The 25591-nt window shown below is 65.5% G+C and carries 17 protein-coding genes; 10 read left to right on the forward strand and 7 right to left on the reverse strand.

The genetic code is table 11. The features are described 5' to 3' along the window. Positions 1-202 precede the first annotated feature (202 nt). Both PSEMAI1_RS21235 and typA read right to left on the reverse strand, forming a co-directional pair. Positions 203-766: a hypothetical protein gene (locus tag PSEMAI1_RS21235; RefSeq protein ID WP_084612661.1), complete on the reverse strand. Its 564-nt coding sequence runs from the start codon at positions 764-766 to the stop codon at positions 203-205. A 149-nt stretch (positions 767-915) separates the two neighbouring features. Further along, positions 916-2724, reverse strand: coding sequence for a translational GTPase TypA (gene typA, locus PSEMAI1_RS0110295; RefSeq protein WP_024302794.1), 1809 nt, complete (start codon positions 2722-2724; stop codon positions 916-918). A gap of 127 nt (positions 2725-2851) precedes the next feature. On the opposite strand from typA, the gene PSEMAI1_RS0110300 reads away from it, so the two are divergent. Further along, positions 2852-3739, forward strand: a complete 888-nt coding sequence (locus tag PSEMAI1_RS0110300) for a hypothetical protein (RefSeq protein WP_024302795.1) — start codon at positions 2852-2854, stop codon at positions 3737-3739. A gap of 102 nt (positions 3740-3841) precedes the next feature. Here the strand turns inward: PSEMAI1_RS0110300 and PSEMAI1_RS0110305 are convergent, their stop codons facing one another. Beyond that, complete coding sequence (locus PSEMAI1_RS0110305; RefSeq protein WP_024302796.1) at positions 3842-4837, reverse strand: NAD(P)H-quinone oxidoreductase; 996 nt, start codon at positions 4835-4837, stop codon at positions 3842-3844. Positions 4838-4907: 70 nt separating this feature from the next. Between PSEMAI1_RS0110305 and PSEMAI1_RS0110310 the strand changes: the two genes are divergently transcribed. Then, on the forward strand, positions 4908-7334 hold the full coding sequence (locus PSEMAI1_RS0110310; RefSeq protein WP_024302797.1) for a heavy metal translocating P-type ATPase: 2427 nt from the start codon (positions 4908-4910) through the stop codon (positions 7332-7334). Next, complete coding sequence (gene ccoS / locus PSEMAI1_RS0110315; RefSeq protein ID WP_024302798.1) at positions 7334-7510, forward strand: cbb3-type cytochrome oxidase assembly protein CcoS; 177 nt, start codon at positions 7334-7336, stop codon at positions 7508-7510. Before PSEMAI1_RS0110310 ends, ccoS begins: the two co-directional genes overlap by 1 nt. Positions 7511-7535: 25 nt before the next feature. Here ccoS and PSEMAI1_RS20890 read toward each other — a convergent pair whose 3' ends face one another. Together PSEMAI1_RS20890 and PSEMAI1_RS0110325 are read right to left on the reverse strand one after the other, a co-directional pair. Next, positions 7536-8378 (reverse strand): 4'-phosphopantetheinyl transferase superfamily protein, encoded by an 843-nt coding sequence (locus PSEMAI1_RS20890; protein WP_024302799.1) that lies wholly within the window; start codon positions 8376-8378, stop codon positions 7536-7538. After that, on the reverse strand, positions 8356-12423 hold the full coding sequence (locus PSEMAI1_RS0110325) for a Pls/PosA family non-ribosomal peptide synthetase (protein ID WP_084612662.1): 4068 nt from the start codon (positions 12421-12423) through the stop codon (positions 8356-8358). The genes PSEMAI1_RS20890 and PSEMAI1_RS0110325 overlap by 23 nt, the downstream gene beginning before the upstream one ends. A 581-nt stretch (positions 12424-13004) precedes the next feature. Between PSEMAI1_RS0110325 and PSEMAI1_RS0110330 the strand changes: the two genes are divergently transcribed. Both PSEMAI1_RS0110330 and PSEMAI1_RS0110340 read left to right on the forward strand, forming a co-directional pair. Beyond that, positions 13005-15734 (forward strand): cation-transporting P-type ATPase, encoded by a 2730-nt coding sequence (locus PSEMAI1_RS0110330; protein WP_024302801.1) that lies wholly within the window; start codon positions 13005-13007, stop codon positions 15732-15734. A gap of 79 nt (positions 15735-15813) precedes the next feature. Further along, entirely contained in the window at positions 15814-17121 is a 1308-nt protein-coding gene (locus tag PSEMAI1_RS0110340; RefSeq protein ID WP_024302802.1) for an MFS transporter, read from the forward strand. Positions 17122-17191: 70 nt separating this feature from the next. On the opposite strand, the gene PSEMAI1_RS0110345 is transcribed toward PSEMAI1_RS0110340, so the two are convergent. Together PSEMAI1_RS0110345 and PSEMAI1_RS0110350 are read right to left on the reverse strand one after the other, a co-directional pair. After that, the gene (locus PSEMAI1_RS0110345; RefSeq protein WP_024302803.1) at positions 17192-18583 is read right to left on the reverse strand and encodes a dihydrolipoyl dehydrogenase; all 1392 of its coding nucleotides are present in this window, start codon (positions 18581-18583) and stop codon (positions 17192-17194) included. Between the two features lie 174 nt (positions 18584-18757). Beyond that, the gene (locus PSEMAI1_RS0110350) at positions 18758-19489 is read right to left on the reverse strand and encodes a glutathione peroxidase (RefSeq protein WP_024302804.1); all 732 of its coding nucleotides are present in this window, start codon (positions 19487-19489) and stop codon (positions 18758-18760) included. A 267-nt stretch (positions 19490-19756) separates the two neighbouring features. Here PSEMAI1_RS0110350 and PSEMAI1_RS0110355 point away from each other — a divergent pair, with 267 nt between their 5' ends. From PSEMAI1_RS0110355 to PSEMAI1_RS0110375, 5 genes are all read left to right on the forward strand, one after another. Beyond that, the gene (locus PSEMAI1_RS0110355) at positions 19757-20149 is read left to right on the forward strand and encodes a VOC family protein (RefSeq protein ID WP_029770624.1); all 393 of its coding nucleotides are present in this window, start codon (positions 19757-19759) and stop codon (positions 20147-20149) included. Positions 20150-20319: 170 nt separating this feature from the next. Then, a complete protein-coding gene (locus tag PSEMAI1_RS0110360; RefSeq protein ID WP_024302806.1) occupies positions 20320-22197 on the forward strand; it encodes a lytic transglycosylase domain-containing protein in 1878 nt (625 codons plus the stop codon). 37 nt (positions 22198-22234) lie between these two features. Further along, the gene (locus tag PSEMAI1_RS0110365) at positions 22235-23182 is read left to right on the forward strand and encodes a complex I NDUFA9 subunit family protein (protein ID WP_024302807.1); all 948 of its coding nucleotides are present in this window, start codon (positions 22235-22237) and stop codon (positions 23180-23182) included. Positions 23183-23205: 23 nt separating this feature from the next. Further along, the gene (locus PSEMAI1_RS0110370; protein ID WP_024302808.1) at positions 23206-24432 is read left to right on the forward strand and encodes a multifunctional CCA addition/repair protein; all 1227 of its coding nucleotides are present in this window, start codon (positions 23206-23208) and stop codon (positions 24430-24432) included. Next, positions 24429-25544: a 2-methylaconitate cis-trans isomerase PrpF family protein gene (locus PSEMAI1_RS0110375; protein WP_024302809.1), complete on the forward strand. Its 1116-nt coding sequence runs from the start codon at positions 24429-24431 to the stop codon at positions 25542-25544. The genes PSEMAI1_RS0110370 and PSEMAI1_RS0110375 overlap by 4 nt, the downstream gene beginning before the upstream one ends. Positions 25545-25591 lie beyond the last annotated feature (47 nt).

Here is a 25591-nt window from a genome sequence, read left to right on the forward strand (position 1 = left end):
CGGGGTACAGGATGACTCGCTGAATACTGCGTTTCCAACGACTGCCTCCTTGCAAACAAGGGGGTCAGTTCTTCGTGTCGCTAGGGGGTCAATTTACGATGTCGCCTGACACCCGGCCCGTGTTCGCGTTCCTGCGGCTCTGGCGGCGCGCACCATAGGACCGCAGTTCGGCATCCACTCAAGGGCAATGGGAATATCTCCATCAGCCACCAAAGGCTCTACACCCTTCCTTGGCGAGAGCTTCTTGAGCATCTCGCAATCGCTGCAAATCATCCTGATAGGCTTTGTTGTTGTCGAGCCGGCGCTTCACACCATCACGGATCTGGCGAAGCTGCTGGCAGTCCGGCGCTGACTTGCTGGCCGTCATCCGACGATGTCGCGAAGGTGTCTGCCGCTTCAATTGCCGCTCCCGTTCCGCCGCCGCTTGAATACTGTCAAATTGCTGGCGGGCTTCAGCTATTGTCGAGTCGGCAAAAAAGGCCGCCGCCCGAGAGCCGGGCGGGCAACTGCCATCGAATACAAAGTGAAAACGCTGAAGGCGCGAGATATGACAAACCGTGACCATCCCCCGCTCAGGATTGTCTACCCCGCCGACATACCCTCCCCGCTCAGGCCGTTGCACTGCCAGTGAGCCTGCCGGGCAGCTGCCGGTGGTATACGTTACCGCACCGGTTTGGCCGTGCCGGCACCGCAGAACGGCGGTTTCTCCCGCACCGAGCGCCGATTCCATGCAGAGGCACAGGATCACCAGCCATATGATTTTCATGCAAACTCCCTGAGCAAACAGTCTGCGGCACAGATTACACCATTGTCATTTTTCTGTCATACCGGCACGCCCTGCCCTGCGCATGCCCCTAAAACAAAAAAGCACCCCGTAGGGTGCTTTGATTAAGCTTACGTGGATTTTTCCTCCACTCAGGCCTTGGACATGCGACGGCGCTCATGCTCTTGCAGGTAACGCTTGCGCAGACGGATGGTCTGCGGGGTGATCTCGACGATTTCGTCGTCGTCGATGAATTCCACCGCAGATTCCAGCGTCAGCTTGATCGGAGTGGTCAGACGAACGGCTTCGTCGGTACCGGACGCACGCACGTTGGTCAGCTTCTTGCCCTTGAGCGGGTTGACCACCAGATCGTTGTCGCGGCTGTGAATGCCGATGATCATGCCTTCGTACAGTTTGTCACCCGGGCTCACGAACATGCGGCCGCGATCTTCCAGGTTCCACAGGGCGTAGGCTACGGCTTCGCCGTTGTCCTGCGAGATCAGCACGCCATTGTGACGGCCCGGCATGTCCGGTTTGACCGGAGCGTAGTCGTCGAACACGTGCGACATCAGGCCGGTGCCGCGAGTCATCGTCAGGAAGTCGCCCTGAAAGCCGATCAGGCCACGCGCCGGGATGTGGTATTCCAGGCGGGTACGACCCATGCCGTCCGATTCCATATTGGTCAGTTCGCCACGGCGGCGGCCCAGTTCTTCCATCACGGCGCCCTGGTGGCTGTCTTCCAGGTCGATGGTCAGGTTCTCGTACGGCTCGCACTTCTCGCCGTTGATCTCCTTGAACACCACGCGCGGCTTGCCCACAGCCAGCTCGAAGCCTTCGCGACGCATGTTTTCCAGCAGGATGGTCAGGTGCAGTTCACCACGACCAGAGACGCGGAACACATCGGCGTCTTCGGTGTCTTCGACGCGCAGCGCCACGTTGGTCAGCAGTTCCTTGGTCAGGCGGTCGCGGATCTGGCGCGAGGTCACGAACTTGCCCTCGGTGCCGGCGAGCGGCGAGGTGTTGACCATGAAGTCCATGGTCAGGGTCGGTTCGTCGACCGACAATACCGGCAGGCCAATCGGGGTATCGCGATCACAGATGGTCACGCCGATACCGATGTCTTCGAGACCGGAGATGATCACGATGTCGCCAGCTTCGGCTTCCTGTACTTCGACACGCTCCAGGCCCTTGAAGCCCAGCACCTGGTTGATACGGCCTTGCGCCACTTGTTCTTCGTGGTTCATCACCACCACGACCTGGCCCGGCTTGATGCGGCCGTTCAGGATACGGCCCAAACCCAGGCGGCCGGTGTAGGTGGAATAGTCCAGCGCCGAGATCTGCAGCTGCAGCGGAGCATCCGCATCGCCGGCCGGGATCGGCACGTGCTTGAGGATGGTATCGAACAGCGGGCGCATGTTGTCGGACTCGTCTTCCAGCTCGTACTTGGCGAAACCGGACAGGCCCGAGGCGTAGATGATCGGGAAATCGAGCTGCTCGTCGGTGGCGCCCAGCTTGTCGAACAGGTCGAAGGTCTGGTCCACCACCCAGTCCGGACGGGAGCCCGGGCGGTCGATCTTGTTGATCACCACGATCGGACGCAGCCCCAAAGCCAGCGCCTTCTTGGTCACGAAGCGGGTCTGCGGCATCGGGCCTTCGACGGCGTCGACCAGCAGCACCACACCGTCCACCATGCCCAGTACGCGTTCTACTTCGCCACCGAAGTCGGCGTGCCCCGGGGTGTCGACGATGTTGATGTGGACACCTTCGTAGTTGATCGCGGTGTTCTTGGCCAGAATGGTAATGCCGCGTTCTTTTTCGAGGTCGTTGCTATCCATCACGCGCTCAGCCACCTGCTGGTTTTCGCGGAAGGTACCGGCCTGACGCAGGAGTTGGTCGACCAGGGTGGTTTTGCCGTGGTCAACGTGGGCAATAATGGCGATGTTGCGAATCTGTCGGGTCATGTCTTTGGACGAGAACGGAAAAATCACAAGATTCTAGCACGACATCCCCACTCTCTCACAGGGCCAAACACGACTTTCGGAGCGGTTTTGGCTACACTCCAGAGCAAAACGAACAAGGAGCAGGAAAATGTACGATTGGGACGCTTTGTGGCACGAGCATGCGGGCTATCGCACTGGCTATACCGGCGAGAAGAACGACCTCAACGAGCTGGCCGAAGAACTGTCGGGCTCGCTGCTGCATCCGGCCAAGGACGAGTCCGGCGTGGCGGTTTACGACAGCGGCGACAACTATGTGCTGGTCGGCCATGGTGACGGGCTGCAGATCCTGGAGGTGCCCAAGCACGCCCTGTTCGACATCACACTACGCTTCGTCGGCGAAGACGAAGGAACGGACACACCCCTGCCCTACGTGGAAATCCTGGTCGACAACCTGGCCACCGGCGACGAGGCGGCATGGCGTGGCGTGGTGACGCAAGGCGACGATGGCGCGCCACTGGTGGCGGGCTGCCCGTTACGCAGTGCCACCCTGCCCGAGATGCCGTTTACCGAGTTGTCGTTCAGCCAGGGCGAGCGTTTCCGCGTGGCGCTGGGCCAGCTGTGGCAAGAAGACATCCCGCAGCTCAAGCCGCTGATGGAAGCCTGGTTCAAGGGCGAGAAGGCGCTGGTGATGGAGTCGGCCAGCCATCCCTTGCCGGACGACCCCCGCACCCGGGAAATGCTCGAACGCTACGCCGAGATCGTCCACCGTGAGCAGGCGGTACTGTCGCGCCTGTTCAGCGACAACGAGCTGCATCTTGTTGCCGAAGTGCTGCGCGACATCCACTTCGAAACGGCCGCCTCCTGCCGCGGCGTGTGGCTGGCGGTAGAGGCACGCCTGATCCACGACGAACTCGATCGCAAGCTGGAGGTCGATGCGCAGTCCCTGCTCGAGCGAATGAAGGCCCTCAGCTTTGCCCAGGAAGTGGCTCTGATCGAGGCGTTGTCGCCGCTGCGCGAGCAGCAGGACCAAGGCTGAGCGGCACGAAAAAAGGGCGGCTCTCAAGCCGCCCGCAATCCCATCCGTACGAAGAAAAAGTGTTCGTGGCAAGCCCGACACGCCGCGCAGTCTAGCGTCCGATCATGACGCCGCCGTGACAGGGAACAGCGTCAGCACGATCTTGCCAAGGTTGCAGTTGTTTTCCATCGCCTCGTGCGCCTCGGCCACCGCGGCGAGCGGATAAGTGGAGTCCAGCGTCAGCCGGGCCGCGCCTTGATGCAAGGCGGGAAGGATTTCGGTTTCCAGCGCCCGCGCCAGGCGGGCCTTGACGGCCTTGGGCTGACTGCGCAGGGTCGAGCCGATCAGGGATTGCCGCTTGACCAGCAAGCGCCCCAGGTTGATCTCGCTCCGTCCTCCGCCCATGATGCCGATCAACACCAGCCGGCCGTCCAGGTTGAGGCAGCTCAGGTTCTGTTCCAGGTAGGCGCCGCCGACCGGGTCGAGGATCACGTCCGCCCCACCCCAAGCCTTCACCTTGCCGCCAAAATCCGTCTCCTGGCGGGCATTGAACGCCTCGTCGGCGCCGAGGTTGTAGCAGTATTCCAACTTTTCCTCGCTGCTCGCCGTGGCCCAGACCCGCGCACCCAACAACCGTCCGAGCTGGATGGCCGCGGCGCCCACCCCGCTGGCGCCGGCATGCACCAGCAACGACTGCCCTTCGGCCAAGCGGCCGACCTCGACCAGGTTGAGCCAAGCCGTCATCCACGCTTCAGGCAGGCTGGCCGCCTCGACCCAGGACAGGCCGTCCGGCTTGGGAATGGCCAGTTCGCTATCCAGCACCACGTATTCGGCATAACCACCGCCCTCGACCAGGCCGAACACCGCGTCGCCCGGCTGGAAGCGCGACGGGCCACGCACCGCCTCGACCACACCGGCCACCTCCAGCCCCAGGATGGCGGAGGCCCCGGCCGGCGGCGGGTATTGCCCTTCACGTTGCACGATATCGGCCCGGTTGACCCCGGCCGCCAATACTCTGACCAGGAGCTGCCCGTCACCGATAACCGGCTTTTCGACGATACCCAACTCCAGGGTTTCCCGGCCTCCCGGCCGGCTTTGAATCACCGCTTGCATAGACATGATCGTTCACCTCGTCGGTCTTTGCGCTCGCTCAAGCGCAGCAACCCTCATTTGTTTACAATAGCACGCCATGAGTGACGACTGTTTCCACTGCGGCCTTCCGGTTCCGGAGGGCGTCTCGTTCCCGGTACGCTATCGGGAAAGAACCGAATCCACCTGCTGCGCCGGCTGTCAGGCCGTGGCGCAGACCATCATCGATTCCGGACTCGACGACTATTACACCCACCGCACGCAGGGCGCCACGCAGGCCGAGGCGCTGCCGCTCGAACTCTTGGAGCGCATCCGCCTGTACGATTCGGATGAACTACAGCGAAGCTTCGTCCACCTCGAATCCGACAACGTGCGCGAGGCCGCGCTGATTCTGGAAGGCATCACCTGTGCCGCCTGCGTCTGGCTCAACGAACAGCACCTGATGCGCCTACCCGGCGTGATCTCGGTCGACATCAACTACAGCAGCCACCGCGCCCGGGTGCGCTGGGACAACTCGCGCCTGCAGTTGTCGCAGATCCTCGAGGCCATCGCCGCCATCGGCTACCGCGCCCACCCCTACGATGCGGCGCGCCAGGAGGCGCTGAACCAGAAGGAGCGCAAACAGGCGCTCACCCGGCTGTGGGTGGCCGGGCTGTCGATGATGCAGGTGATGATGTACGCCGTGCCGGTGTACATGGCGCCGGACGGCGAGATCGACCCGGATTTCTTGTGGATGCTGCACTGGGCCAGCCTGCTGCTGACGCTGCCGGTCATCGTCTATTCGGCGCTGCCGTTCTACCGCGCCACCTGGCGCGACCTCAGCACGCGCCGCGTCGGCATGGACACGCCGGTCACCATCGGCATCCTGGCCGCCTTCATCGCCAGCACCTGGGCGCTCATCAACAAGGTGGAACACGGCATCTATTTTGACTCGGTGTCGATGTTCGTGTTCCTGCTGTTGGGCGGTCGCTATCTCGAAGGTATCGCCCGCCGCAAGGCCGGCGAAGCGGCGGAAAGCCTGGTCAAGCTGATCCCGGCCTTCGCCCACCGCTTCAGCGGCTGGCCAGCCGAGCGCACCACACACGAGACGCCGGTAAGCCAGCTGGCGGCGGGCGACGTGCTGCTGGTCAAGCCGGGCGAAACCATTCCGGCCGACGGCGTGGTACTGGATGGCGAGAGTGCCACCAACGAATCGCTGCTGACCGGCGAAAGCCGGCCGGTGACTAAGACGGTGGATTCGGCCGTGATCGCCGGCAGCGTCAACCTGGCAAGCCCGCTGACGGTGCGCATCAGCCAGACCGGGCAAGGCACCCGCCTGGCCGGCATCGTGCGCCTGCTCGATCAGGCGCTGGCGGAAAAACCGCGGCTGGCGCAACTGGCCGACCGTTTCGCCAGCGGCTTCGTCGCCGCGCTGTTGCTGGCAGCCCTGGCCACCTATCTCGGCTGGTACTTCGTCGACCCGGAACGGGCGCTGTGGATCACCGTGGCCGTATTGGTGATCTCCTGCCCGTGCGCCCTGTCGCTGGCCACGCCGGCGGCGCTGACCGCCGCCAGCGGCCACCTGGCCGGGCTGGGCGTGCTGACCACGCGCGGCCATGCACTGGAAACGCTGGCCAAGGTCAGCGACGTGGTGTTCGACAAGACCGGCACGCTGACCCATGGCGAGATGCGGCTGGTGGACACCTGGCGCTACGACGAGCAGGGAGACGTGCTCGCTCTGGCCGCCGCGCTGGAAGCCGGCTCGGAGCACCCGATTGCCCGTGCGCTGCTGGCGGCCGCTCCGGCAGATCTCCCTCCAGCCCAATCGGTGCGCAACGTTCCGGGACAAGGCATCGAAGGGATCATTGACGGCACGGCCTGGCGACTGGGCAGCAGCGACTTCGTCGCCGAACTGGCCGGACCTTCTCCGTCTGCAGCCGGCGACTGGCAGCGCGGCCACACCCGGATCGCGTTGGGTTCGCAGCACGGCTGGGCGGCACTATTCGCCATCGGCGACACGCGACGCGAGGACAGCGCCGCCACGGTGGCGGAACTCACCCGGCAGGGGCTGGCCGTCCACCTGCTGAGCGGCGACGAGCACGAGGCCGTGCAGCGGCTGGCCGAAGACACCGGTATCGCGCACGTCCGCGCGCGCGCCACGCCGGAGGACAAGCTGGCCTATGTCGGTGCGCTGCAACAGCAGGGAGGGCGCGTACTGATGGTGGGCGACGGCATCAACGACGCGCCGGTACTGGCGCGCGCCGACGTGTCGATGGCCATGGGTAGCGGCACCGACGTGGCCCGCGCCAGCGGCGACATGGTGCTGATCAACGACAGCCTGACGCTGGTCCCCGCCGCCATGGCCTTGTCGAGAAAGACGCTCGCCATCATCCGGCAAAACCTGATCTGGGCGGTGCTGTACAATATCGTTGCGCTACCGCTGGCGATGGCCGGTTATGTCACGCCCTGGCTGGCCAGCTTGGGGATGGCCAGCAGTTCGCTCTTGGTGGTGTGCAACGCCCTGCGTCTCGTGAAACGGAAGAACTGATGGAAAGCTTGTATCTGCTGATCCCGCTGAGCCTGGTGCTGGCCTTCGTGATCGGCTTCGTGTTCTGGATCGCTACTCGCGGCGGCCAGTTCGACGATCTGGAAGGGCCGGCCCACCGTATCCTGATGGATGACGACAAGCCGAAAGCAGGTCCCCACGGCCCACAGAACGAGTAAGCTTCCCTCCCCCCGCCCTGGCCGTTCAACCGAGCGGCCAGGCGGAAGACAGCAGCCCATCCTGCTCGCCGCGATTCAATCCGGCCCGGCAGACCAGCCGGCAGAAAAACGACAGCACACCCCCTTCCTTCTCGCCTCCGCCATCGTTCCGCAGAGCCGGCAGCAGTGGCACCGCTTCCTCGAAGCGGACCTTGGCGGAATCGGCCACCGTGCCCGGCACCGCCACCGAAATCACATGGCACGGTTCCAGCCGCAAAGACACCCTCTGCCAGCCACTGTTCTCACCGGCCAGGGGTGAAGAAACCCCGCCATCGAGGGCAAGACAGCTCAACGGCCGTTCGAAGCCCTGCCCCGTTGCTTTCGCCACCGCCTCCTTGATGGTCCAGAGACGCAGCAGGCTCTCGGCCTGGCTGGCAGCGGGCAGTGCGCGCAAGGCCTGCATCTCGCCCGGCGCGCAGACCTGTGCCGCCACACCGAGCGGGTCTGGCCCGAGATGGCGCAGGCTTTCGACATCGGCCCCGACCTCGCCGCTTCGGCTGACCGCACAAAGCGCCAGCCCGTCCGCATGCGCCAGGCTGACGTGCAACGGACAGGCGGACTCCGGCGCTACCGCCATCAGCCGCCCTCCAGGAGCGACTCTGAAATGCAACTGGTGCGGATCGGTGCCGGTCAACTCCGCCAGCATCGTCCGCACCAGTGCATGCGCGGCCAGATAGTCGCGTCGGGCTTCTGCCGGGTGACAGCGCACGTGGATCTCGCGCTCGTCGCTATCCAGCAACTCCAGCGCCTGCGCCGCGACGGCGGCATCCTCGAACGCCGCCGTGCGGACAAAGCGCACCAGGACGTCATACGGTGGCACGGCACGCATGCTCCACCTCCTTTCGCTGATCAAGCCGGCTGCCGCGCCACGCTGCCGGAATCCCCGTCCAGGCAGTACCGGCAGGCAGCGTTTCGCCTTTCATTAGCAACGACAGCGCATCGAGCCGCGCGCCCTCTTCCATGACAGAGTCGTACAGCACAACCGAGTAGGCGCCCACCTCGGCGTCCGCGCCGACGTGCAGCGTGGAGGCCTTCAGCATCCGGTCTTCGAACAAGTGGGTCTGCATCACGCAGCTGTCGTTCAAGACGACGCGGTCGCCCAGGTTGACCAGATCGAACTCGAGAAAACCGGTGGTCGAGAGATAGACGCGCCGGCCGATATGCACCCCGAGCAGGCGCAGATACCAGGGCAGCAAGGGCGTACCGCGCAGCGCCGCCAGCATCAGCGGCGTCGCCAGGAACTCGTACAAGGCGTTGACCAGTTCCAGCCGCCAGACGAACAGGCTCCACAGCGGGTGCACGAACGGCCGGAAGCGTCCCATGATGCACCACTTCGCCAGCACCACCATGCTAACCACCACGGCGCAGCAGGCCATGTAGACGAGCGGCAGCCACAGCAGCGCCACGGCCAGACCAACACTGTCGCGCAGCTGCATCATGGAAATGACGACGCTGGCGGTGACGAGGATGAAGCCAGCCGGCGGCAACGTCACGCGCAGTATCTCGAAGCTGCCGCGCGCCCAGCGCAGCCAGGTCGGCGGATTATACGTCCGCTGCTCGGTGAAGCCGGCACTCGGCTCACGCCGCGGCAAACGCAGCGGCGGAGAACCCAACCACGAGGCCCCGGTCTGGGCCGCCAGTTCCGGCGTCGGCGGGGAGATCGACAGCACGCCGACCAGCGAGTTGTCGCCCAGGGCCACGCCGCCCGGCACCACCGCGCTGTTGCCGATGAACACGCGCTGACCCAGGTGGGTGCGCCCCAGCGAGATCCAGCCGCCCTCGATGTGCGGCGGGCCGAGCGACACCTCGTCCGCGACAGTGCTGCCGTCGTCGAGCTGCAGCAAGTCGGGCATCGTCGAGCTGGCCGTCGACAGTTCGACCAGACGGCCGATCTTCGCGCCCAGCGCCCGGTACCACGGCGCCACGTAGAGCGTGGCGTGCAGCGGGCCGATCAGGCCGAGGCTCATCGCCATCAATTGATCGATGATCCAGTGCCGCAGATAAAAGCCGCTGTACAGCGGGTAACTGGCAGGCCGCACGCGGCCAAGCAGCAGCCACTTGAGGATGACCACTTCGGTGGTCAGCAGCAGCACGAAGGAAGCGCCGACCAGTGGTGTCGCCGCCAGATAACGAAATGGCTGTTCGAAGAGATCGATCGTGGTCAGGATCGCCATGCCCGGCACGATGGCGGCAAACATGACGAACGGCAAGATCAACACCAGCAGGCCGTAGAGCGCCAGCATCGCAGCGCGCTGCCGGCGGCGGCAGGCCGGCACCCGCCCCGGCACAGCCGGCGGATGCTCGTCCCGATGGGCAGGGGAGCCGGTCCAGGTCTCGCCCGCCGGGATGCGTCCACCAAGAGGAAGCAGCGACAGGTCCGTCAGGCGGGAGCCATCCTCCATCACGGTGTGCTCGCGCAACACGGCGCGCGAACCGACGAAACAGCGGCGGCCGACGTTCACCGGCCCGATCACCAGTTCGTCGTCCTCGACCGTATAGCCGAGCAGCGAGGCATGGTCGTCGATGCTGGTGCCGTCCCCGATCGAGATCAGGTCGAAGGCGGCCAGCTCGTCGCTACCAAGGTAGACGTCGCGCCCGATGCGGACCCCCAGCAGGCGGTACACCAGCGGCAGCAAGGGGGAGCCGGCAAGATGGTTGAGCGGCACCGCCCCGATCAGTCCGTGAGCGAACCACCAGCGCAGGTAGTAGCCGCCCCACAAGCGGTGACGGCCGGGGCGAATCCGTCCCAGCAGCAGCCACTTGGCGGCGATGGCGATAACGAGCAGCGCCGGGAACATCGCCACCACCGCAACGGCGGCCCAGGCTATCGACTCCGCTAGCGAATAGCCGTCCTCTTGCAGGAAGAAATACACCAGGTAAGGCGTCGCCCATTGCAGGGCACCGAAGGCAAAGTGGAAATACAGGCCGCCGCTCTGGAGCACGCCCGCCAGGAAGTGCCGCATTCCGGCCCCGGCATCCGAGCCGGGAGGCGGGGCCGTCTCGCCCAAGGTCAGCGTCTCGGTGGCGGACTCGTCGAGCATGGCGGCCAGCGAAGCAATGGTCGGATGGTGGTAGATGTCGGCCACCGAGACGTGAGCGAAGCGCGGTTCCTTGCGCAATGCCGACACCGCCCGCGCCGCCAGCAGCGAGTGGCCGCCCAGATCGAGGAAGAAGTCGTCGTCGACGCCGACCGGCTGGGGCCGGAACAGGCTTTCCCACACCACGGCCAGATATCGTTCGGTGCCGCTCTGCGGCCGCCCCGTCGCGGCGGCCAGAGGCTGGGCGCGCGGCTGCGGCGGCGGCAGGGCTGAACGATCGAGCTTACCGCTGGGCTGGCGCGGCAGCTCATCCAGCGTCTCGATCAACGACGGTACCATGTAGGCGGGCAACTGCTGCCTCAGCGCACAGCGCAAGCCGGCTTCGTCGACCTGACACTCCATGCCGGGCACCACGTAGCCGACCAGATGCTGGAGGCCCGGCTCGTCTTCACGTACCGCGCATGCTGCCGCGGTGATGCCATCGATTTGCAGCAACGCCGATTCGATCTCGCTCAACTCGACGCGAAAACCGCGCAGCTTGACCTGGGCATCGGCCCGGCCATGGTATTCGAGCTCGCCGTTATCGTCGAAGCGGCCCAGATCGCCGGTGCGGTACAGCTTGGCGCCAGTGCCTGCCGGGGCGAACGGGTCCGCCACGAAACGCGATGCGGTTTCGTGGGCCAGCCCGACGTAACCGCGCGCCACCCCCGCGCCCCCGATGCAGATCTCGCCCACCTCCCCGTGCGGCACCGGCCGCATGGCCTCGTCGAGCAGGTGCACGCGATAGCCCGGCAGCGGGCTGCCGATCACCACCGGCTGTCCCGGCTGCAGATCGGCGCAGGTCGCGATGACCGTCGCCTCGGTCGGGCCGTAGGTATTCACCAGCCGCCGGCCGGGCCCGGCCCAGCGTTCCACCAGTTCCCGTGGGCACGCCTCGCCGCCCAGGATGAGCAGGCGCAGTGTCGGAACGTCCTCGGCGAGCATGGCCAGCAAGGTCGGCACGCACGACAGCACGGTCACCCGGTGCTCACAGAGAAAGCCGGCCAGATCCGGGCCACCACAGGCCATCTCGGGAGGCGCACAGACCAGGGTGGCGCCGGCAAAGAATGCCAGCCACACCTCCTCGACCGACAGGTCGAAGCACAGCGAGGCGCCCTGGTAGACCCGGTCCCGCTGGTGAACCGAGAAGAGGCGCCCCTCGGCGCACACCAGGTGCACGGCGTTGCGATGCTCGATCATCACGCCCTTGGGGCGGCCCGTCGAACCCGAGGTGTAGATGATGTAGCACAGGTCGTGCGACTCCACACCGACCGTAGTGGCCGGCAGCCGCATCGGACTCTGCGCGGCGATCGCGGCACGCTCGGTATCGATCCGCAGCACGGCGCCATCGAACGCGCCGCACCGTGACGCCAATGCCGCTATGGTCAACAGGATGTCGGCAGACGAATCGCGCAGGATGTACAAGACCCGCTCGGCCGGATAAGCGGGGTCGAGCGGCACGTAGGCCGCCCCGGCCTTGAGGATGGCGAGCAGGGCGACATAGGCGTCCACGGAACGGGGCAGCAGCATCGCCACGCGCGAGCCGCGCCCGACGCCGTGGGCGCGCAGATAGCGTGCCAGGCGGTTGGCGCGTCGCTCGAGGATGGCGTAACTGATGCGCTGATCGCCGGCAATCAGCGCGGTGGCGTCGGCACGATGGTCGGCCTGCCGTTCGAACAGTTCATGCAAGGCGGTGATGGAGGAGGTGCCCGTTGTATCGACACCATCAGGCCGGGTTTCAGAAGGGGTAACAGCGCGGGGAGGCGGGGTGGTCCGCAGAAGTTGTTTCAGCATCATGCATCCTCCGTTAGCCGCCAGGGGAACGCGGCCACATATTGCACTCCCATGGGATACAAACCACGTGGAGGCACGGATGGCTTCAAGAACGCCTGAAATCAAGAAGGCACGACGAAAGGCATAACGCCTGCCTGGGGCGGCGAATCATCAAGAATGAATAGGGACGGCGATGCCTGCATGCTCGGAAAAACCATGCGTTGCGGGCGTGGCCGCCTAGACGCCTGGCGTCCTGAAGCCGTTGGCTGACAGGGCTTCGGAAGCAGTCACCGTGACAGCATGACCAATGGGTGCAGCCGACACGATGCACGAACTTAAAGAGACACGACAATCTGTTTGAAGTTCCTGTTACTGGTACCGTTGGCTGACAGCCAAACGGGAATGGGCTAGCCTGCACTGTAGGCACCTGTCACCATGGCTGCTGTTTCCTATCACGTTCAAGCCTCGGCTTCTCGGTGCCTGCCAGCGAGAGTCTGCCGAAAACTGTCATCGTGGCGCGGCCACCGAATGGGCCGCGCATCGACACCCTGCCCTGCAGGGGGAGCGACTCTCTCCATCAGACACGGACCTTCATCACGATTGCCATGCCTGCTGCCCGCCGCTCTCAAGCACATCGCGCCAGACTGGATGCCCAGAACATCGGCAGGCTGACACCGGAGCAAGCCCTCACCAGCCTGCATACACGGCTGACCGGCCTGGATGAAGCCGAAGCGGCAAGACGGCACGCCGAGTATGGAGACAATACGGTCGAGCAAGTGACGGGCAAGCCGGTATGGCAGCATCTGCTGGAACAATTCGGTCATTTCTTTGCCCTCATCCTGTGGCTCGCTGCCGGTCTGGCCCTGCTGGCCCACGTGATGCAGGGCGACCCCGCCATGGCAACCCTGGGTTTTGCGATCATCAGCGTGATCGTCATCAACGGGCTGTTCTCGTTCTGGCAGGAATACAAGGCGGAGCAGGCGCTGGCGGCATTGCGCGAGTTGCTGCCCCTGGAAGTCAAGGTCCGCCGTGATGGTCAGGTACACCAAATGCCGGCCAGTCGATTGGTGCCAGGAGACATCGTCTTGCTCACGGGCGGCGATGCCGTGCCGGCAGATTGCCGGGTGCTTTCCGCCTTCGGCTTGCGCGTCAACAATGCGATCCTGACCGGTGAATCCGTCGCCCAGTCGCACCATGCCGAGGCCGATCGCACCGCCGATGCCCAATCCGGCCGTAACTGTCTGTTCGCAGGCACCTCCGTAGTGGCCGGCGAGGCGACGGCGGCCGTCTATGCTACCGGTATGCGCACTCGCTTCGGCCATGTCGCCCATCTCACCCAGGCGACCGAAGACACGACTTCCCCCCTGACACGCGAACTCGCACGGCTATCCCGCTGGGTGGCGGCATTCGCCACCTTGTTGGGGATCGTCTTCCTGACGATAGGCCTGGCCATCGGGCTTCCCTGGAATGACAACATGCTGTTTGCCATCGGCATCATCGTGGCCAATGTCCCGGAAGGCCTTTTACCGACGGTGACGCTCTCGCTCGCCATGGCCACGCAGCGGATGGCCAAACGCAAGGCGCTGGTACGCCATCTGCCGGCGGTGGAAACCTTGAGCGCCGCCACCGTGATCGTGTCGGACAAGACCGGGACGCTGACCGAGAACCGCATGCGCGTGCTAAACGTGTATACACAAGGGCGTGAGTACGCCCCCGATGCCCCGGAACTGCCTCCCGTGATGAGAGACATCGCCGGCCAGTGCCACAGCCTGCTCGCTGGCGCCGCCGGCTGGATCGGCGACCCGATGGAAATCGCTCTCATGGAATTCGCCGGCCCCCATGCCGGGCAACGCAGGCCACGGCGCGCCGAGTTGCCGTTCGACAGCGAGCGCAAACGCATGGCGGTATTGCAGGAACAACCGGAGGGGTTACGCCTGTTCGTCAAGGGTGCCGCCGAGAGCGTGCTGCCACTGTGCCGCACGGCGCTGATGGCGGAGGGTGAAGAGCCGCTCGACAGTGCGGCCCGGCAGCAGTTGCTGGCCGAGGTGGAGCGTATGGCTGAGCGCGGCCTACGCGTGCTGGCGCTGGCATACCGGCTGCCCGGCGCACAGCCCTTGGACGAGACCGACATGGTATTGGCCGGGCTGGTCGGCATCGAGGACCCGCCTCGCCCCGAAGTGGCTGCCGCCATCGCCACCTGCCGCCAGGCCGGCATCCGGGTCATCCTCTGCACCGGCGACCACGCCGTCACCGCCAGCGCCATCGCCCGCCAGATTGGGCTGTGGCAAGATGCCGGCACGGTAGTGACCGGGGATGAACTGGAGCGCCTGTCCGACACCCAACTGCAACTGCGACTGGATCACCCGGACCTGATCTTTGCCAGAACGACGCCGGAACAGAAACAGCGCATCGTCACGGTGCTGCAACGCAAGGGTGAGATCGTTGCCGTTACCGGCGACGGGGTAAATGACGCCCCGGCGCTCAAGAGTGCCGATATCGGCATCGCCATGGGCTTGCGCGGTTCGGACGTGGCCAAGGCTGCCGCGGACATTGTGTTGCTGGACGACAATTTCGCCACCATCGTCGACGCCATCGAGGAAGGCCGGGCGGTCTACGCCAACATCCGCAAGTTTCTCAGCTACATCCTCACCTCCAATATCCCCGAGCTGGTGCCCTACCTGGCCTTTGTACTGCTGCGCATCCCCCTGCCCCTGACCATCGTCCAGATCCTGGCGGTGGACCTGGGCACCGACATGCTGCCGGCACTGGCGCTGGGCGCCGAACCGCCCGATTCGGGGGTCATGCGCGAGCCTCCCAGGCCACGGCATGAGCGCCTGCTCACGATGGGCTTGCTGCTGCGGGCCTATGGCTTTCTGGGGCTGTTCGAGGCCGCGGCCGCCTTATTCGCCTTTTTCTCCGTGATGCAGGCTGCGGGCTGGCATTATGGAACGAGCGTGCCTGCCGATGCGCCCTTGTACCTGACGGCGACGACGGCCTGCCTCACCGCCATCGTGCTCGGCCAGGTCGTCAATGTGTTCCTTTGCCGGCATAGCACGGCTTCCGCTTTCCGCCTGCCGTTGTATAACCGCTGGCTGGCCGGTGGCCTCGCTTTCGAGCTGGGGCTCATCCTGCTCATCGTCTATACCCCACCCGGTCAGTATCTTTTCGGAACGGCCCCGCTGTCTGCCGGCGACTGGCTGGTTTCCTTGCCCATTCTGCTGACGATGCTGCTGGCCGAAGAGTTGCGCAAGGCCTGGATGCGTCGCCACCACGCCAGGGAGCGCCAAGCCTGGCCTGTTCGCCGACAGATCGGGTCCATGCGGCGCCCGGAGTAGCCCGGGCAACCATGGCTTTGCTGACACTCGCAGGGGAATGGGCTAGCATGCGCTACCCACCTTTCATGTGCTCGTTATCGTGATCGCCAGCTTCCCGTTCATCACCAGCCGCCGCTTCCTGCCGCTGTTCGGCACGCAGTTTCTCGGCGCCTTCAACGACAACCTCTTGAAGACCGCCATCGTGGTGCTGATCAGCTACCACGGGTTGGGTATCGGCGGCATGTCGCCGGCGATGCTGGTCAACCTCGCGGCGGGCCTGTTCATCCTGCCGTTCTTCCTGTTTTCCGCCACCGCCGGCAAACTATCGGAGAAGATCGACAAGGCGCGCATCGCACGCGCGGTGAAGCTGGTGGAGATCGCCATCATGCTGCTGGCCGGCGCCGGCTTCTTCCTTCACGCCGCCGGACTGCTACTGGCGGCGCTGTTCCTGATGGGGGTGCATTCGGCCTTCTTCGGCCCGCTGAAGTACTCGATCCTGCCGCAGTACCTGAACGACCGGGAGCTGGTCGGCGGCAACGGCCTGATCGAGATGGGGACCTTCCTCGCCATCCTGATCGGCCAGATCGGCGGCAGCCTGATGACGCAGGGCGGCCCGTGGCTGATCGTAACGATGATTTCCGCCACCGCCTTGGCCGGCTACGCCTGCAGCCGGCAGATGCCACCCGCCCCGCCCTCCACGCCGGAGCTGAAACTGTCGGCCAACGTGCTGAAGGATTCGGTCGAGCTGGTCGGCAAGGCCTGGCGCATCGCCGATGTGAAGAGCGCGATCCTGGGGATTTCCTGGTTCTGGCTGATGGGCGCGATCTACACCACCCAGCTGCCGACCTTCACCAAGCTGCATCTGGGCGGGGACGCCAACGTCTACACGCTGATGCTGGCGCTGTTCTCGATCGGCATCGGCGCGGGTTCGGTGGCGTGCGCCAAGCTGTCGCAGGGACGGCTGCAACTGGGGCTGGTGCTGGTCGGCAGCGTCGGCATGACCGCCGCCGGCGTCGACGTGGCGCTGTCTTCGCTGGCCTTGCACCAGGGCGAACTGGTCGGGCTCGGCGCCTATCTCGCCGCGCCGGCCAACTGGCGCCACATCGCCGACATCGCCCTGCTCGGCTTCTTCGGCGGTTTCTTCACCGTGCCGCTCTATACCTGGCTGCAAATTGCCAGCCCGGCCGCCTTCCGCTCGCAGGCCATCGCCGCCAACAACATCACCAACGGCTTCTACATGGTGTTCTCGGCCATCGCCAGCGCCGTCGTTCTCAAGCTGTCCGACAGCGTCGCGGTGCTGCTCCTGGTCACCGCCTCGGCCAACGTGCTGGCCACCTGGCATCTGGTGCGCCGCGCCCCAAGCATCTGGCACAGCCGCTTCAGCTGGCTCAGGCCGGTCAAGTCCTGAACGTTAGCAGCCGAACACCAGCGCCAAAAGGCCCGGAACGATCCGGGCCTTGGCTTTTCCAGCGAAGCACTCAGCCAGCCAGCTTGGCGGCGGCATCGCGCAGCGCGGTGCGCAGGCCCTCCTCCACCACCGGGTGGTAGAACGGCATGTCGAGCATCTGCGCCACGGTCAGGCCCTGCTGCACGCTCCACGCCAGCAGGTGCGCGATGTGCTCAGCACGCGGGCCGATCATCTCGCCACCGAGGAAGCGGCCGCTGGCCTTGTCGGCGTAGACGTGCAGCAGCCCCTTGTTCTTCAGCATCACCCGGCTGCGCCCCTGATCCTCGAAACTGACCGCGCCGATGACGAAGCCACCTGCTGGCAGAGCAGCGAAGCTCTGCCCCACCATCATCATCTGCGGATCGCTGAACACCACGCCGATCGGCGCGCGGCGCAGGCCGGGACGCACGTCCGGATAGCGCGCGGCGTTCTCGCCCGCCGTCTTGCCCTCGTCGGCGGCCTCGTGCAGCAGCGTCAGGGTGTTGTTGGCGTCGCCGGCGAGGAAGATCGGTGCGTTGCCGCACTGCAGCGTCTGCATATCGAACAGTGGCACGCCGCGCGCATCGAGCTGCAGCGAGGTGTTTTCCAGGCCGAGACGCTGCACGTTGGGCGTGCGCCCGGTGGACACCAGCACGTAGTCGAAGCGCTCTTCCCGCTCGTCGCCGTCGAGATGAACATAGCGGATCACCGCCTCGTCGCCGTCGCGGCGCATCTCCAGCACCTTGGCGGCAGGGTCGAGGTAGAACTCCTCGCCCAGCGCGCGGCGGGCGTAGTCGCGGATCGCCGGGTCGCTGAGCGGGCCGAGCGAGCCGCTGGCGCCGAACATCCTCACCTCGACGCCGAGACGGGACAGCGCCTGGCCCAGCTCCACTCCGATCACGCCGGGGCCGAACACCGCCACACGGCGCGGCAGCGTGTCCCACTCGAACACGTCGTCATTCACCACCAGGCGGTCGCCAAACACCTTGAACGGCGCCGGGATGGCCGGCGACGAGCCGGTCGCGATCACCACGCGGCCGCCCTTGACCTGGGTGTGCTCGTCGACCTGCAGCAGGGTGTTGTCGATGAAGCGGGCGTAGCCGCGCAGACGGTCCTGTTCAGGGATGCCTTCCACGCTGTTCACGACAAAGCCGACGAAGCGGTCGCGCTCGCGCTTGACGCGGTCCATCACCTCGCGCCCGTCGATGCGGATGGCGCCGTCCACGTGCACGCCGAACGGCGCGCTGTGGCGCAGCTCGTGCGCGGCCTCGGCGGCGGCGATCAACAGCTTGGACGGCATGCAGCCGACCCGGGCGCAGGTGGTGCCGTAGGGACCGCCCTCGATCAGGACGGCGGTTTTACCTTGAGCTTTGGCGGCGCGATAGGCGGCGAGGCCGGCGGTGCCGGCGCCGATGATGGCTACGTCGATGGTCAGGTTCTGCATAATCGATATCCTTGAATGGGTGAGAGATTCAGCCGGGATACGTCACGCCACTGCGCTGGCGTCGCGTATCGGGGCGGAAAAATGGGCCGGCACAAGCCGGCCCGAAAAGCTTCCGCTGGCGTCAGGGCGCGAAGCCGGCGGAAAGCGGGAGGTCAGGCCAGATGGGTCCGGGACTCAGCGCGCGAAGCGGGTTTCCAGGTCGTCGGCCGAACCGATCAGCTCACCGTTGATGAACACCTGCGGCGCGGTCATCTTGCCCGACACGGCGCCCAGCACCTTGCCGCGGATCTTGTTGTCGAGCGGCACTTCGACGAAGTTGTAGCCATGGTCGGCGAGCAAGGCCTTGGCCCGGGCGCAGTGCGGGCAGCCGACCTTGGTGAACACCACCACCTGATCCGGCTTCTTGGCCTTCGGGTTGAGGTAGTCGAGCATGGTGTCGGCGTCGGACACCTTGAACGGATCACCCGGCTCCTGCGGTTCGACGAACATCTTCTCGACCACTCCGTCCTTCACCAGCATCGAGTAGCGCCAGCTGCGCTTGCCGAAGCCCAGATCGCTCTTGTCGACCAGCATGTTCATCCCGGCGGTGAATTCGCCGTTGCCATCGGGTACCATCACGATGTTCTGGGCTTCCTGATCCTGCGCCCATTCGCTCATGACGAAGGTGTCGTTGACCGACACGCACAGGATGGCGTCGATGCCGTTCTCGAAGAACGCCGGTGCCAGCTCGTTGTAGCGCGGCAGGTGGGTGGAGGAGCAGGTCGGGGTAAAAGCGCCCGGCAGCGAGAACACCACCACGTTCTTGCCCTGGAACAGTTGCTCGGTGGTCACGTCTTTCCACTCGTTGTTTTCACGGACGTGGAAAGTGACGTTCGGTACGCGTTGACCTTCGTGATTGCTCAGCATGGTTCAGCTCCTTTTGAAGTGGGGTTGCGTCATTGATCTATCGATGAACGCATTCTGATAGCCAATAACAAATTCGTCTAATTGATTGTAAAAAGCATATCGATATTAAAAACCTATGACAGCCCGTCGAGACCGGCCATGCCGCCGCCCGCTCCATCGCGTCGGGAAAAACCTCCACTCCGCAGGACAAGGAAATGTGACAGGAGTGACTCTGGAGACGGCAGTGACGCGGCCCCGCCCTTGGCCTCTTGCCGCCGGGGAGCGCTGATGCAGCTCATCGGACTGCACCACATCGCCGTGATCGGCTCGGACTACCCTCGCTCGCGCGACTTCTACCACCGCATCCTGGGCCTGCCGATCGTCAGCGAAACCTGGCGCGAGGAACGCCAGTCGTGGAAGCTCAACCTGGCCCTGCCCGACGGCAGCCAGATCGAACTGTTCAGTTTTCCTGAGCCGCCAGCCCGGCTCAGCCGGCCGGAAGCCTGTGGCCTTCGGCACCTGGCACTGGCGGTCGCCGACCTGGAGCAAGCCCGCCACACCCTGTCAGCCGAAGGGATTGCGCTGGAAGCCATTCGCATCGACGAAGTGACCGGGCAACGCTTCTGCTTCTTCGCCGACCCCGACGGCCTGCCCATCGAATTGTACGAATGTCGGCGCTGAGCCGGTGTGACACCTCGGCATAGCGCACCATTCAACGATCAACGGCACATGACAAATTGCTGGAACGGGAAGCGAACCATTCCGTTCCGAAGGGTTTCCAATCAGGAAACGGCTATCAGGTCGCCAGAAGGCGGGCCGACATCCAGCTGCAGATAATGGATAATTGACTGATGAAACGCTTCCATACCTTTCTTGCCACGATGGCCCTGACCGCCACCGTACCCGCTCTCGCCTCCGTCGAGGACGAGCTGATCGCTGCGCGCGAGGCCTTCCGCACCAACAACGTGGCCGAGCTGGCGCGCTATGCCTCCAGTACCTCCAGCCATCCGTTGGCGAGCTATCCCGCCTACTGGCTGACCTGGAAAGCGCTGGAAAAAGACGACGACGCCCAGGTCATCACCTTCCTCAACACAGTGAAGGAAGGCGTGATGCCCGAGCGCATCCGCAACGAATGGCTGAAACACCTGGGCAAGCGCGAGGAGTGGGCACGTTTCGCGCAGGAGTGGAAAAACCTTCCGCTGGAAGGCGCAGACGAAGAAACGCGCTGCTACGCCGACGCGCTCCGGCTGCGCCAGGGCAACCGCGACATCGACCTGTCCGCCTTCCTGCAAGGCCGCGATGCGCCCCCCGGCTGCGAGACCTTGCTCGAAACCGCCCTCGCCAAAGGGATAATCGGCCCTGACTGGGTGTGGCGCCGCGTGCGCCTGCTGCTGGCCGGCAACTACCTTACCGCCGCACGCAAACTGGCCACCGCCGTCGGACAGACACTGGATGCCGGCATGCTGGCCAAGCCGGCCACGGCCGATGCATCGACCCCGGGCGGACAGGAGGTGCTGGTCTACGACATCGTGCGCAACAAGGGCCGAGCCAATCTGGATGCCGCCGCCGACGCTCTGCGCGCCATCGAGTCGTCACTCGGCAAGGAGCGCGCCGGTTTTGCCTGGGGGCAACTAGCGTTACTGGCCGCCAAACGCCAGCAGATGGCCCAGGCGCTGTCCTGGTTCGCCCAGGCCGACGACGATCAGCTGACCGATGAGCAATGGGAATGGTGGGCCCGTGCAACGCTGCGCACCGGACAGTGGAGCGTGCTGGAGCAGGTCACCCGCACCATGCCGGCAAGACTTGCCATCAAACCGGCCTGGCAATACTGGCGAGCCCGGGCGCTGCAGGCGCTGGGGCGGGGCAGCGAAGCCACCTCCCTGCTGGTGCAGGCCAGCAACGGCCACCAGTACTACGCCATGCTGGCACGAGAAGAACTCGGCACCACGCTGAGCGCCCCGCCCTCGACCAAGGCCCCTGGAGAGCAGGACGTCAGCACCATCAACGCCTTGCCTGCGGTGCGCCGCTCCCTGGCGCTGTTCCACTTGGCCGAAGACTACCGCAAGCCAGAATTTCGCACCGACGCCCAGCGCGAATGGCGCTGGGCCATGCGCAACCTCTCCGACGGCCAGCTGCTGGCCGCCGCCGAACTGGCGCGACGCCACAATTTCTACGACATGGCGATCTACAGCGCCGAGCGCACCCGTGACGAGCACGACTTCTCGCTGCGCTACCTGACCCCGTACCGCGACATCACGCGCCGCTACGCCAAGCAGCTGGAAATCGACGAAGCCTGGGTGTACGGCCTGATCCGCCAGGAAAGCCGCTTCATCACCGTGGCCCGCTCCGGCGTCGGCGCCTCTGGGCTGATGCAGCTGATGCCGGCCACCGCCAAATGGGTTGCAGGGAAAATGGGGCTCGCCAGCTTCGCCGTGGACGACATCGATACCAACATCCAGCTCGGCACGTGGTATCTGCGCTACGTGCGGGATTCGCTGTCGAACAACGCGGTGCTGGCGACCGCCGCCTATAATGCGGGGCCGAACCGGGCGCGCAGCTGGCAGGACAGCAAGCCGCTGGAAGGGGCCATTTACGCGGAAACCATTCCCTTCGACGAGACACGCGACTATGTTCAGAAGGTCATGGCCAACGCGGCGTACTACTCCAGCGGCTTCGAGCATACCGAGCGCTCGCTGAAGAACCGCCTGGGCACCATACCGGCACGCTGATCACCCGGCAGTCTGGCCAGGCTTGCGGAGGACAAAAATGAAATACCAACGAATCTGCGTCATCGGTGGCAGCGGCTTCATCGGCGGCTATCTGGCCGAGAGGCTGGCCGAAGCCAACCTGGATATCACCTTCGCCACCCGGAACTACGAACAGCACAAGGAAAGACTGATCGTGCTGCCCAAGACCGAGCTGGTCGAGGTCGACGTGCACGATCAGGCCAGCCTCGACGCCCTGCTGCACGGCCACGACGCGGTGATCAGCATGGTCGGCATCCTGCACGGCAGCCGGGCGGCGTTCGAGCGCGCCCACGTCGCGTTGCCGGAAAAGATCATCCAGGCCTGCCGCACCAACGGTATCCGCCGTCTGATCCACATCAGTGCGATCGGCGCCGATCCCAACGGCCCCAGCGACTACCAGCGGACCAAGGGCTTGGCCGAACAGCGCATCGAAGCCAGTGGGCTCGACTGGACCATCCTGCGCCCGTCGGTGGTATTCGGGCGCGGCGACAGCTTCCTGACGATGTTCGCCCGCCTCGCCCGCCTGCTGCCGGTGCTGCCCCTGGCCGGCGCCGATACCCGCTTCCAGCCGATCTGGGTCGACGATGTTGCCCGGGCCATGGTAGCTTGCCTCGCCAACGATGCCACCATCCACCGCAAGCTGGAACTGGCCGGCCCCACCATCTATACCCTGCGCCAGTTGGTTCGCTATGTGGCCGGACTGGGCGGCCACAAACCGGTCGTTGTCGGCCTTCCCCAGGGGTTGGCCTTGCTGCAGGCCGGGTTGATGGAGCATATGCCGGGCCGGACGCTGCTGAGCCGCGACAACGTGCGCTCGCTGGCCGTCGACAACGTCGGCACCACCCCCTTCCCAAGCGAACTGCTCGGCTTCACGCCCACGGCGCTGGAAGCAATCGCGCCGCTCTACCTGGGCAAGGCCGAACCGAACGAGGTGCGCTCACACTTTCGCGCCGAAGCTGGACGTTGACATGAGGATTGACCAAGGTTGACATGAAGATTTACCAAGTCGGCGGCGCCGTGCGCGACCGCCTGTTGGGTCTGCCGGTCACCGACCACGACTGGGTCGTGGTCGGCGCCACCCCCCAAGAAATGAAAGCGCGCGGTTTCCGCCCGGTCGGCAAGGATTTCCCGGTATTCCTGCACCCGGAAACGCATGAGGAATACGCGCTGGCGCGCACCGAACGCAAGACGGGGCGAGGCTACCATGGCTTCGCCTTCCACGCCGACCCCGACGTCACGCTGGAAGAAGACCTGGCGCGCCGCGACCTGACCATCAACGCCATGGCCTGCGACGAGGCCGGGCAAATCATCGACCCCTACCACGGCCAGGACGATCTGAAACAGGGCGTGCTGCGCCACGTCAGCCCGGCGTTTGCCGAAGACCCGGTGCGCATCCTGCGGCTGGCGCGCTTCGCCGCCCGCTTCGGCTTCTCCATCGCCCCGGAAACGCTGGAGCTGATGTGCGGCATGGTTGCCAACGGCGAGGTCGATGCGCTGGTGGCCGAGCGCGTCTGGCAGGAAATGGCGCGCGGCCTGATGGAAAAGCAGCCTTCCCGCTTCTTTCTGGTGCTGCGCGAGTGCGGCGCTCTGGCGCGCATCCTGCCCGAGGTCGACGCCTTGTTCGGTGTGCCGCAACGCGCCGACTACCACCCCGAGATCGACACCGGCGACCACGTCATGCGCGTCGTCGACTACGCCGCGGCGCACGACCAGCCGCTGCCGGTGCGCTTTGCCGCGCTGACCCACGACCTGGGCAAGGCGCTCACCCCGGCCGACGTGCTGCCGCGCCACATCGGCCACGAGGCGCGCGGCGAGCAGCCGCTGCTCGCGCTGTGCGAGCGGCTGCGCGTCCCCGCCGACTGCCGCGACCTGGCGCGCATCACCTGCCTCAACCACACCAAGGTGCACGTGGCCGGCGAAATGCGGCCGGACACCGTGCTGAAGATGTTCCGCGAAACCGACGCCCTGCGCCGGCCGGAACGCTTCCACCAGATGCTCGCCGCCTGCCTGGCCGACGCCCGCGGCCGCTTGAATTTCGAACAGTGCGCCTACCCGCAGGTCGACTGGTTGGCGCGCATGCTGGACGCCGCGCTCTCGGTGGACGCCGGCGCCATCGCCCAGTCCTGCGCCGACAAGCGCCAGATTCCGCAAGCCGTCGACGCGGCGCGCATCGCCGCCATCGCCGCCTGCAAACTCACCCTGGAGCCCGCCGCATGACCACCCTGCACTCCCTCAAAGCCACCCTGATGCGCGGCGGCACCAGCAAGGGCCTGTTCTTTCGCGCCGACCACCTGCCGGCGGACACGGAGGTGCGCGACCGTCTGCTGTTGCGCGCAATCGGCAGTCCCGACCCCTATGGCCAGCAGATCGACGGCCTGGGCTGCGGCATCTCCAGCACCAGCAAGATCGTCATCCTGTCGCCGTCGCAGCGGCCCGATTGCGACGTCGATTACCTGTTCGGCCACGTCGCCATCGGCGAACCTCTGATCGACTGGTCCGGCAACTGCGGCAATCTGAGCGCCGCCGTGCCACTGTTCGCCGTCTCGTCCGGGCTGGTGGCGCCCGACAAGGATGGTCCCTTTACCATCCACATCTGGCAGGCCAACATCGGCAAGCGCATCCGCGCCGACATCCTGATCGAACGCGGCCAGCCGGTCTGGCATGGCGACTACCGCATCGACGGCGTGGCCTTCCCCGGCGCGCCGATCCGACTGCATTTCCTCGACCCGGCTGGCGGCTCCTCCGGCAGGCTGTTCCCCACCGGCAACCCGCTGGGCACGCTGCACCTGCCCGATGGCCGCGCACTGGCCGCCACGCTGATTGACGCCGGCAATCCGACGGTCTTCGTGCGCGCCACCGACCTCGGCCTCACCGGCTTCGAAACCGCTGCCGACCTGTCGGCCGAGCTGCGCCAGACGCTGGAATGGGCCCGTGCCGCCGGTGCCGTGGCGATGGGGCTGGCCCGCGACATCGCCAGCGCCACGCGCGAACGCCCCGCCACCCCCAAGATCAGCTTCCTCAGCCCGTCACTCACAGCGGGCTACGACCTGAACGGCCGCATCCTGTCGATGGGGCGGCTGCATCACGCCTTCACCGGCACCGGCGCCATCGCGCTGGCCGCCGCCTGTGCGATCGAAGGCACGCTGGCGAGCGAAATCGCTGGCGGAGTGATCCGAGGACGGGCGCTGAACTACTCGCACGCCAGCGGCGGTCAATCGCTGGAAGCACGGGTCAGCCGGCACGGCACCGGCTGGCGCGTGGACGAGGTGGTGATGACCCGCACCGCGCGCCCGCTGATGAGCGGCGAGGTGTGGGTGGCGCTGGACTAGGCCACTTGCCCGGCGCGGCAACCGTGCCGAGCAGAAACAGGGCTCAC

This window comes from Pseudogulbenkiania sp. MAI-1 (assembly GCF_000527175.1).
Classification (GTDB): Bacteria; Pseudomonadota; Gammaproteobacteria; order Burkholderiales; family Chromobacteriaceae; genus Pseudogulbenkiania.